At 70.8% G+C, this 9578-nt stretch carries 9 protein-coding genes; all 9 read right to left on the reverse strand.

The window, feature by feature from the left end; all coding sequences use genetic code 11:
- Positions 1 to 610: glycosyltransferase family 87 protein (locus ACFU53_RS43620; protein ID WP_384005361.1), on the reverse strand; the 610-nt coding region annotated here is incomplete at its 3' end.
- A complete protein-coding gene (gene mptB, locus ACFU53_RS43625) occupies positions 607 to 1995 on the reverse strand; it encodes a polyprenol phosphomannose-dependent alpha 1,6 mannosyltransferase MptB (protein WP_384005376.1) in 1389 nt (462 codons plus the stop codon). The genes mptB and ACFU53_RS43620, both read right to left, overlap by 4 nt.
- 161 nt (positions 1996 to 2156) lie before the next feature.
- The gene (locus ACFU53_RS43630; RefSeq protein ID WP_384005363.1) at positions 2157 to 3095 is read right to left on the reverse strand and encodes a glutaminase; all 939 of its coding nucleotides are present in this window, start codon (positions 3093 to 3095) and stop codon (positions 2157 to 2159) included.
- A 79-nt stretch (positions 3096 to 3174) separates the two neighbouring features.
- On the reverse strand, positions 3175 to 4587 hold the full coding sequence (gene aspA / locus ACFU53_RS43635) for an aspartate ammonia-lyase (protein ID WP_384005365.1): 1413 nt from the start codon (positions 4585 to 4587) through the stop codon (positions 3175 to 3177).
- Between the two features lie 145 nt (positions 4588 to 4732).
- Positions 4733 to 5782 carry an asparaginase gene (locus tag ACFU53_RS43640; RefSeq protein ID WP_384005367.1) on the reverse strand — a complete coding sequence of 350 codons (1050 nt, stop codon included), beginning with the start codon at positions 5780 to 5782 and terminating at the stop codon, positions 4733 to 4735.
- Between the two features lie 11 nt (positions 5783 to 5793).
- A complete protein-coding gene (locus ACFU53_RS43645; protein WP_384005369.1) occupies positions 5794 to 7242 on the reverse strand; it encodes an amino acid permease in 1449 nt (482 codons plus the stop codon).
- Positions 7239 to 7970: a FadR/GntR family transcriptional regulator gene (locus ACFU53_RS43650; RefSeq protein WP_384005370.1), complete on the reverse strand. Its 732-nt coding sequence runs from the start codon at positions 7968 to 7970 to the stop codon at positions 7239 to 7241. Before ACFU53_RS43650 ends, ACFU53_RS43645 begins: the two co-directional genes overlap by 4 nt.
- Before the next feature lie 119 nt (positions 7971 to 8089).
- Positions 8090 to 8923, reverse strand: coding sequence for an undecaprenyl-diphosphate phosphatase (locus ACFU53_RS43655; RefSeq protein WP_384005372.1), 834 nt, complete (start codon positions 8921 to 8923; stop codon positions 8090 to 8092).
- Positions 8924 to 9049: 126 nt separating this feature from the next.
- Positions 9050 to 9424 (reverse strand): fluoride efflux transporter CrcB, encoded by a 375-nt coding sequence (crcB, locus tag ACFU53_RS43660; protein WP_384005374.1) that lies wholly within the window; start codon positions 9422 to 9424, stop codon positions 9050 to 9052.
- Between the last annotated feature and the right edge of the window lie 154 nt (positions 9425 to 9578).

Consider the following 9578-nt stretch of genomic DNA (forward strand, 5'->3'; position numbering starts at 1 on the left):
CGAGCCCGGCGGCCCGCCACCGCCGGGCGAGCAGCAGCATCCCGATGAAGATCGCGGGCGTCAGCTTGATCGCCGCCGCCAGGCCGATGCCCACACCGGCCCAGCGGCCCCGGCCGGTGGCCAGCAGCCAGGCGTCGGCGAGCACCAGGGCCAGCAGCAGGAGGTTGACCTGGCCGAAGCTGAAGGTGTCCCGCAGCGGCTCGAACAGGGCGAGCGCGCAGAGGGCGAGCGAGGCGCCGAACCAGCCGAAGCGGCGCAGGAGCGGCCCGGCCAGCACGTACAGGACGGCCGCGAGCGCTGCCAGGTTGAGCCCGAGACACAGCACGATCGCGGTGCGCAGCCCGACCAGCGCCATCGGCAGCATGGCGACGGCCGCGAACGGCGGATAGGTGAATCCGTAGGTCGTGCCCGGCACCAGGTAGTCGTAGATACGGCCGTCGTGGTGGACCCAGGTGTCGATCGCGCCGTGATAGACGCGCAGGTCGAACCAGTCGCGCAGCAGCGGGACGGTCGCGGTGAACACGGCGACGGCGACGGCCAGGCCGAGGACGAGCAGGACGCGGGCGCGGTCGGTGCGCGGCCGGAACCACCTCTGACGCGGTTCGCTCATGCCGTGCGCTCCAGCACCGGTGCCCGGGAGGCCTGCTCGGCCTGCCACAGCACGACCACCGCGAGCACTCCCCCGCACACCGCCAGCACGATCTGCTCGGTGTCCGCCGGGTAGCCGCTCGGCAGGACGGCGAGCGCGAGGACCCCGCTGGCGGCGGCGACCCGGTGCTGCACCGAGGCGTCCCGGGCGGCCGCGGCGATGAGGAACAGGCCCCAAAGGGCGTACCAGGGGCGGATCGCGGGGCCCAGCGCGGCCACGACGGCCAGGCTGAGGCCGAGCGCGTACACCGGCCCGGGTCTCAGCCGGAGCCATATGTAGAGGACGACGGCGAGGGTCAGCAGGAGTCCGGCCGCGCGCCAGGCCGGGAGGGCGAAGGGGGCCAGGTCGCTGCCGAGGTCGTGGAGGAGGGTGCCGGTGGCGCGGCCGAGGACGCTGGTGGGCGACCAGTTCTGCGGGGACACGGGTGTGCGCAGGGCGGCGATCCAGCCGTATCCCGTGCCGGCCAGGGCGGTCAAGGCCGCCGTGGTGGCTGTCGCGACGGCCAGGGTGGCCGCGGTCGTCCGGATCCAGCCGGTACGGCCGCGCATCACGACCACCGCCAGCAGGCCTAGCGCTGCGGGCGCCTTGACCAGGGCGGCGAGCGTGACGAGGACGACGCCGAGGAGGTACCAGCGGCCCCGCGCGAGCACCAGTCCGACGCCCAACAGCCCCAGCATCATCGCGTCGTTGTGAGCTCCGGCCACGAGGTGCAGGAGCACGAGCGGGTTGAGCGCGCCCAGCCAGAGGGCGACGGCCGGGTCGGCTCCGCTGTGCCGGGCGAGGCGGGGCAGCGCCACGGCCATCAGGGCCACCCCGAGCAGGGCGATCAGACGCATCCCGATGAGCCCGGCCGGTATCCGCCCCTCGGTGAGGCCGGAGAGCCCGGAGGCCATGGCGAGGAAGACCGGCCCGTACGGTGTCGCCGTGTGCCGCCACATCGGTGCCACCTCGTCGGCGAGCGGCCCGCCGAGCCGGGCGGGCCCGTGCAGATAGACGTCCATGTGCGCGTCGACCATGGCGCCCTGGGCGAGGTAGCTGTAGACGTCCCGGCTGAAGAGCGGTGGCGCGAGGAGCAGGGGCGCCGCCCAGACGGCCAGGACGAGGAGCAGGGCGCGGGGTGTCGGGGGTTCGGGGCCGCGTATCACCTTCCCCAGCAGCGCCCAGGCGGCTATCAGCAGGACGACGCCGAAGTAAACACCGACCAGACCCAGCGCGCCGCGCCCCGAGGTCGGCGAGAGCAGTTCCTGGACCGGCAGGGCACCGGCGGTTTCACCTCCCAGGGCGAGAAAAGCGGATCCGGCCAGGCCGAGCGCCTGGCAGCGGCGTAGGTCGACGGGGAAAGCGATGGCCAACACTCGGTCAGCGTGTCAACGCCGGGTGGCGCGGAGACGACGCGGCGCCCACCTGGCGGGTACCAGGACGTGACCATGAGCGAACCCGTCGCCCCGGGTCGGGGCTATGGGTTCGATGGTGGCGGCGACGGCGACAACGGTGGCGCCGAGGACAGTCAGAAAACAGACAATCCCGTCAGGGTCGTGAACCGGTCCAGTGCCTCCACTCCCGCCACCGAGTTGCCCCGCTCGTCCAGCCCCGGACTCCACACGCAGAGCGTGCAACGGCCGGGCACGACCGCGATGACGCCGCCGCCCACCCCGCTCTTGCCGGGCAGGCCCACGCGGTAGGCGAACTCGCCGGCCGCGTCGTACGTGCCGCAGGTGAGCATGACCGCGTTGACCTGTTTGGCCTGGCTGCGGGTCAGCAGGCGGCTGCCGTCGGCGCGGACGCCGTGCCGGGCGAGGAAGGTGGTCGCGAGGGCCAGGTCGGCACAGGAGGCGGTGAGGGAACACTGGCGGAAGTACTGGTCGAGGAGGACCGGTACGGCGTTGTCGATGTTGCCGTACGACGCCATGAAATGGGCGAGGGCCGCGTTGCGGTCGCCGTGCGCCGACTCGGAGGCGGCGATCTGCGCGTCGAAGTCCAGATCCGGGTTGCCGCTCTCCGAGCGGAGGAAGGAGAGCAACTCGCCGGCCGCGTCGCCGGTACGGGTCTGGAGGCGGTCGGTGACGACGAGGGCGCCCGCGTTGATGAACGGGTTGCGCGGGATGCCGCTCTCGTACTCCAGCTGGACCAGGGAGTTGAAAGGGTTGCCCGAGGGTTCGCGGCCCACGTGCTCCCAGAGGGCGTCGCCCTCCCGGGCAAGGTCGAGGGCGAGGGTGAAGACCTTGGTGATGGACTGCGTGGAGAACGGCTCCCGCCAGTCCCCCACGCCGTACACCGTGCCGTCGAGCTCCGCGACGGCCATGCCGAAGCGGCGTGGATCGCAGGCCGCGAGCGCCGGGATGTAGTCGGCGGGACGGCCGCGGTCCGGGGTCCGTTCGATCTCCTCGGCGATGCGTTCCAGGACCGGCTGGAAGGTGAGGGACGACGTCATTGTCATGATCACCATTGTGCCTTCCGTGCCGGTCCCGGCGCGTCGTCGCAGGTCAGGAGTGGGCCGACGCAGGGATGCGCCGGCCCTGGGTGCGTCAGGCCAGGGGTGTGCCGCTGCCCGCGAGCACCTCGGGCCTCAGCAGTTCCCGGAGCCGTTCGGCGGGCAACAGGCCCTTCTCCTGGACGAGTTCGGCCACGCCCCGGCCGGTGGCGAGGGCCTCCTTGGCGATGTCGGTGGCCGCCGTGTAGCCGATGTGCGGGTTGAGGGCGGTGACCAGGCCGATGGAGTTCTCCACGGCCGCGCGCAGCTCGTCCTCGTTGGCGGTGATGCCGTCGACGCACCGCTCGGCCAACGTCAGGCAGGCGGCCCGCAGATGCGTGATGGACTCCGACAGGGAGTGCAGGATGATCGGCTCGAAGGCGTTGAGCTGGAGCTGTCCGGCCTCGGCGGCCATGGTGATGGTGACGTCGTTGCCGATGACCTCGAAGGCGACCTGGTTGACGACCTCGGGGATCACCGGGTTCACCTTGCCTGGCATGATGCTCGAACCGGCCTGCACCGGCGGCAGGTTGATCTCGTTCAGCCCGGCGCGCGGCCCGGAGGAGAGCAGCCGCAGATCGTTGCAGCTCTTGGAGAGCTTGACGGCGACGCGCTTGAGAACGCCCGACATCTGCACGAACGCACCGCAGTCCTGGGTGGCCTCGACCAGGTTGGCGGCGGTGACCAGCGGCAGTCCGGTGATCGCCGCGAGGTGGCGGCGCGCCGACTCGGCGTATCCGGCGGGGGCGTTGAGGCCGGTGCCGATGGCGGTGGCGCCGAGGTTGATCTCGTGGATCAGCTCGACAGCCTCGTCGAGGCGGCTGCGGTCCTCGTCGATCATGACGGCGAACGCGGAGAACTCCTGGCCCAGCGTCATGGGGACCGCGTCCTGCAACTGGGTGCGGCCCATCTTGAGCACCTCGCGGAACTCGACGGCCTTGCGGGCGAAGGAGTCCTGCAGGACGGCCATCGCCTTGAGCAGTCCGTGCACCGCGAAGACCGTCGCTATCTTGACGGCGGTCGGGTAGACGTCGTTGGTGGACTGACCGAGGTTGACGTCCTCGTTGGGATGCAGGTACTGGTACTGGCCCTTCTCATGGCCCAGCAGCTCCAGCGCGCGGTTGGCGACGACCTCGTTGGCGTTCATGTTGGTGGAGGTGCCGGCGCCGCCCTGGACGACGTCGACGACGAACTGGTCGTGCAGCTTGCCGTCGCGGATCTCCCGGCAGGCCTCGATGATCGCGGCGGCCTTCTCGGGGGCGAGCAGGCCGAGTTCCTCGTTGGCGCGGGCGGCGGCCTCCTTGACGGCGGCCAGGGCGTCGATCAGATGGGGGTAGGCGGAGATCGGGGTCCCCGTGATGGGGAAGTTCTCCGTGGCGCGCAGGGTGTGGACGCCCCAGTACGCGTCGGCGGGGACGTCACGGTCTCCGAGCAGATCGTGTTCGCTGCGGGTCGCTGCGGCGGTCATGGCGGTACGGGTCCTCTTCTTTGAGGCGGGTGCGGGTTCTGTGCGGCGGGTGCGGGGTGGGCCGCCCCTCGTCGGGCGCGGCCCTTGCGGGGCCGCGTCCTCGGAAGGCGGTTCGAAGGGAGACGAGATTGCGGGGGTCCTGGGTTCAGATGTCCGTGGTGTCCGCGAGCGGGTCGAGCGCCCTGGCGGGCCGGACGCGCCCGACCACCTCGCCGCCGCCGAGGAGTGGGGCGCCCGCGAAGTCGGCGAGGGCTGCCGGGTCGACGCCGGCGCGGGCGAGGGCCGCCGCGGTGACGGGGACCCGGGCCCGGTCGGCGCCGTCGGCGATCTTCACGGCGACGGCCCGGCCGTCCGGGAGCGCGGCGACCTGGACGCCCTCGAAGCCGTCCTTGGTGAGCAGTCCGGGCACGGCCCGCATCAGCTCGGCCACGTCGCGCCCGGCGCCGGACGCCATCTCGACGTGTGCGCGCATCGCGTCGGCGACCGTGCGCTCGGGGGTGCCCTGGGTGGCGCTGGTGATCCGGGCGAGGGCGCGGGCCAGGCCGTGCAGGGAGACGGAGAAGAGGGGGGCGCCGCAGCCGTCGACGGTCACCCGGGCGATGGCCTGCCCGGTGAGGTCCTCGACGATCTCGGCTATGGCCTGCTGCAACGGGTGCGCCGGGTCGAGGTAGCTCTCCAGCGACCAGCCGTTGAGCCGGCACGTGTAGAGCATGGCCGCGTGCTTGCCGGAGCAGTTCTGCGCGAGACGGGAGGGCTGCCGACCCTCGCGTATCCACCGGTCCCGGACAGCCGGGTCGTACGGCATGTCGGTGACGTTGCGCAGATCGTCCTCGCCGGCGCCGGCCAGCTCCAGGATCCGCCGGGCTCCGGCGAGGTGGCGCTCCTCGCCGGAGTGGCTGGCCGCGGTCAGGGACAGCAGCTCGCCGTCCAGGGGCAGTCCGGCGCGCAGCATCGCCACGGCCTGGACCGGCTTGAGCGCCGACCGAGGGTAGAACGCCGCCTCGATGTCGCCGAGTTGGAGTTCCACCTCCCCGTCGGCACCCAGCACCACGACGGAGCCGTAGTGGATGCCCTCGATGACACCTCCGCGTACGAGGTGGGCGACGGGGGCGTGGAGCGGTTCCCGGATCGCGGGGGCCGCGGCCACCGGAGCCGCAGGGATCGCCGCGGCGCCGGTGGTCGTGGGGTCGTACATCACTGCCTGAATCACTTCTTCACTTCGGCCGACTGCTGGGCGACCCGGCGACGTACGCCGAACCACCCCGCGATCAGCGCCAACACGATGAGGGGGAGGCACAACACGGTCGTGCGGCCCGCGCCGCCGTCCGCGTACATCAGGACGAGGACCGACGCCAGGAAGAACAGCGTTACCAGCTCGGTCCACGGGGAGCCCGGCAGCCGGTAGCTCGGCCGGGTCAGCTCGCCCTTCTCGGTCTTCTGCCAGAACACCAGGTGACAGATCATGATCATGCCCCAGGTGCAGATGATGCCGATCGCGGCGAAGTTGAGCACGATCTCGAACGCGTCGGCCGGGACCACGAAGTTCAGCCCGACGCCCAGCACACAGATACCGCTGGTGAGCAGGATGCCGCCGTACGGGACCTGGCTGCGACTCATCACGCCGGTGAACTTCGGGGCGGAGCCCGCCATCGCCATCGAGCGCAGGATGCGGCCGGTGGAGTACAGGCCCGAGTTGAGCGATGACATGGCCGCGGTCATCACGACCAGGTTCATGATGCCACCGGCCGCCGGGATGCCGATGTTGGAGAGCACGGTGACGAAGGGGCTCTCACCGGCCTTGTACGAGGACCAGGGCAGCAGCATCGCCAGCAGGAGGACGGAACCCACGTAGAACAGACCGACACGCCACATGATCGAGTTGATCGCCTTCGGCATGATCTTCTCGGGGTTCTCGGTCTCGCCCGCCGCGACGCCGACCAGTTCGACGGAGGCGTAGGCGAAGACGACGCCCTGGATGATCAGCAGCATGGGCAGCAGGCCGTTGGGGAAGATGCCGCCGTTGTCGGTGATCAGGGACGGGCCGGGGGTGTGGCCGTCGACGGGCTGCTGGGTGACAAGCAGGAAGATGCCGATCAGCATGAAGACGACGAGTGCGCTGACCTTGATGATCGCGAACCAGAACTCCAGTTCGCCGAACATCTTCACCGAGATCAGGTTCACGGTGAGGACGACCGCGAGCGCGATGAGCGCGATCACCCACTGCGGGATGTCGGAGAACATGCCCCAGTAGTGGGTGTAGAGGGCTACCGCCGTGATGTCGGCGATACCGGTGGTGGCCCAGTTCAGGAAGTACATCCAGCCGGCCGTGTAGGCGCCCTTCTCGCCGAGGAACTCCCGGGCGTAGGACACGAAGGCGCCGGACGAAGGCCGGTAGAGGACCAGTTCGCCGAGGGCGCGGACGACGAGGAAGGCGAAGACTCCGCAGACCGCGTACGCGATGAAGAGGGACGGGCCGGCGTCGGCGAGACGGCCGCCGGCACCGAGGAAGAGGCCGGTACCGATCGCGCCGCCGATGGCGATCATGTTGACGTGGCGGGCCTTCAGGGACTTGCTGTAGCCGGCGTCTCCGGCGTCGACATGCGCCGGGGTCCGCCCGGCCTGTACGACGTCTTTTTCGAGGGACTGCTCGCTCACGCCTCGCGTCCGCCTTCCGTGGAGCTGCCCGTGCGCGGGGAACGCACGATGTCGGTGAGGGTGGTCTCGACGCGGTCGAGGTGGTGGGACATGGCCTCCACCGCGTCGTGTTCGGAACCGTCGATCAGCGCCTCGACGATGGCCCGGTGCTCACGGTTGGACTGCTCGCGCCGGCCGCCCAGCTCGTTGAGGAAGGCCGACTGGCGGGCCAGCGCGTCCCGGATCTCCTCGATCACCCGGCGGAACACCGGGTTCTGGGCGGCCTCGGCCACGGCCAGGTGGAAGAGCGTGTCCATCGCGACCCAGGCGGTGGTGTCTGTCTCCCGCTCCATCCGGTCCAGGAGGTGGGCCAGGTGGTCCAGGTTCTCCGGGGTGCGGCGCACCGCCGCGTACCCGGCGACCGGGATCTCCACGTGCCGGCGCACCTCCAGCAGGTCGCTCGCCGCGTAGTCGCCGAAGGTGGGGTCCTCGACGGCGTTCCCGATCACGAAGGTGCCCTTGCCGGTGCGGGACTGGGTCAGGCCCATCACCTGCAGGGCGCGCAGCGCCTCGCGGAGCACCGGACGGCTCACTTCGAGCTGCCGGCACAGCTCCGCCTCCGAGGGGAGCTTGTCGCCGATGGCGTACTTGCCGCGCTCGATGGCGTCGCGGAGGTGGGTGAGCACCGCTTCCATGGCGCTGACGCGCCGGGGTGCCGAGCCACCTGTCTGGCTGTCTGACAGGTTCACGGTGGTGATCCTGCGGGTGACGGGAGGGGGCTGTCAAGGGGCCCCGGATTCGATCTTCCAGGTCACGGGCGGTTGTGGATCAGCCCCGGGTCACTCGTCGGCGGCCCGCGTGAGCGTCGTCAGCTGAGGCCGCCCGCGCCGAGCAGCCCGAAGAGGAGCACCCCGACCACGATCCGGTAGGACACGAACACATGGAAGGAGTGCCTGGTCACGAACTTCAGCAGCCAGGCGACGGAGGCGTACGCGACCGCGAACGAGACGGTGGTTCCGACGATCAGCGGAGCCGCGCCCACCCCCGCGCCGAGGGCGTCCTTCAGTTCGTACAGCCCGGCGCCGGTGAGGGCCGGGATGCCGAGGAAGAAGGAGAGCCGGGTGGCCGCGACCCGGTCGAGGTCGAGCAGCAGCGCGGTGGACATGGTGGCGCCGGAGCGGGAGAAGCCGGGGAAGAGCAAAGCGAGGATCTGCGAACAGCCGACGAGCATCGCGTCCCGGAACCGGGTGTCCTCCTCCGCACGCCTGCGCCGGCCCACCTGTTCCGCGACCCACATCACACCGCTGCCGACGATCAGCGAACCGGCCACCACCCACAGCGAGGCGAGCGGCCCCTCGATGAGCGAACGGGCGGCCAGCCCGACGACCACGATCGGGATCGTCGCGGCGATCACCCACCACGCGAACCGGTAATCGCGGTCCTGCCGCTCCCCCGCGTCGAAGAGGCCCCGGAACCAGGCGGAGCCGATCCGCGCGATGTCCTTGCGGAAGTACACGAGGACCGCGGCGATCGCGCCGACCTGGATGACCGCCGAGAACCCGACGACGGCCTTGTCCTCGACCTGGATCCCCATGAGCCCTTCGGTGATCTTCAGATGACCGGTGGAGGACACCGGCAGAAACTCCGTCATCCCCTCCACCGCTCCGAGGACGACGGCCTGACCGACGGTGATGGTGCTCATGGCGTCCAGTTCTGCTCGGCGAGGGCATGGCTGATGAGTGCATGGCTGAGGTACGGCCGGCCACGGGTCACGGCGGGCTGATCGTGCCGGGGAGGCAGTCGTACTACGGCCGGGTAAGGGCCGCGCTCAGGACCAGAGGGCCTGCGCCACCGCCAGCCCCACGAAGACCGCGCCCAGCCCCGCCGTCACGCTCGCGGCCACGTTGGCGGCGGCGTGGAAGCGGGCGCCGCTCTGGGCCAGCCGCAGGGTCTCGTACGAGAAGGTCGAGTACGTGGTGAGCGCCCCACACAGGCCGGTGCCGAGGAGAAGCTGCAGGTGGGAGGTGGCGGCACCGGCCGCCACGGCGCCGGTGAGGGTGCCGAGGACCAGGGATCCGGTGACGTTGACGGCGAACGTCCCCCAGGGGAAGTCCGTGTCGTGCCGCAACTGCACGGCGCGGTCGGTGAGATAGCGCAGGGGCGCGCCGACCATTCCGCCGACGATGACGAGCACCCAGTTCACGACGACCTCTTACCTTTCTCACGCGTTTCAACCGGACCCGTCTGCCGTGGTTCGGTCGGGCCTGGCTGTCGTGGTTCGGTCGGACCCGTCTGCCGTGGTTCGGTCGGACCCGTCTGCCGTGGTTCGGTCGGACCCGTCTGCCGTGGTTCGGTCG

It is taken from the genome of Streptomyces sp. NPDC057474 (genome assembly GCF_042802555.1).
Classification (GTDB): domain Bacteria; phylum Actinomycetota; class Actinomycetes; order Streptomycetales; family Streptomycetaceae; genus Streptomyces.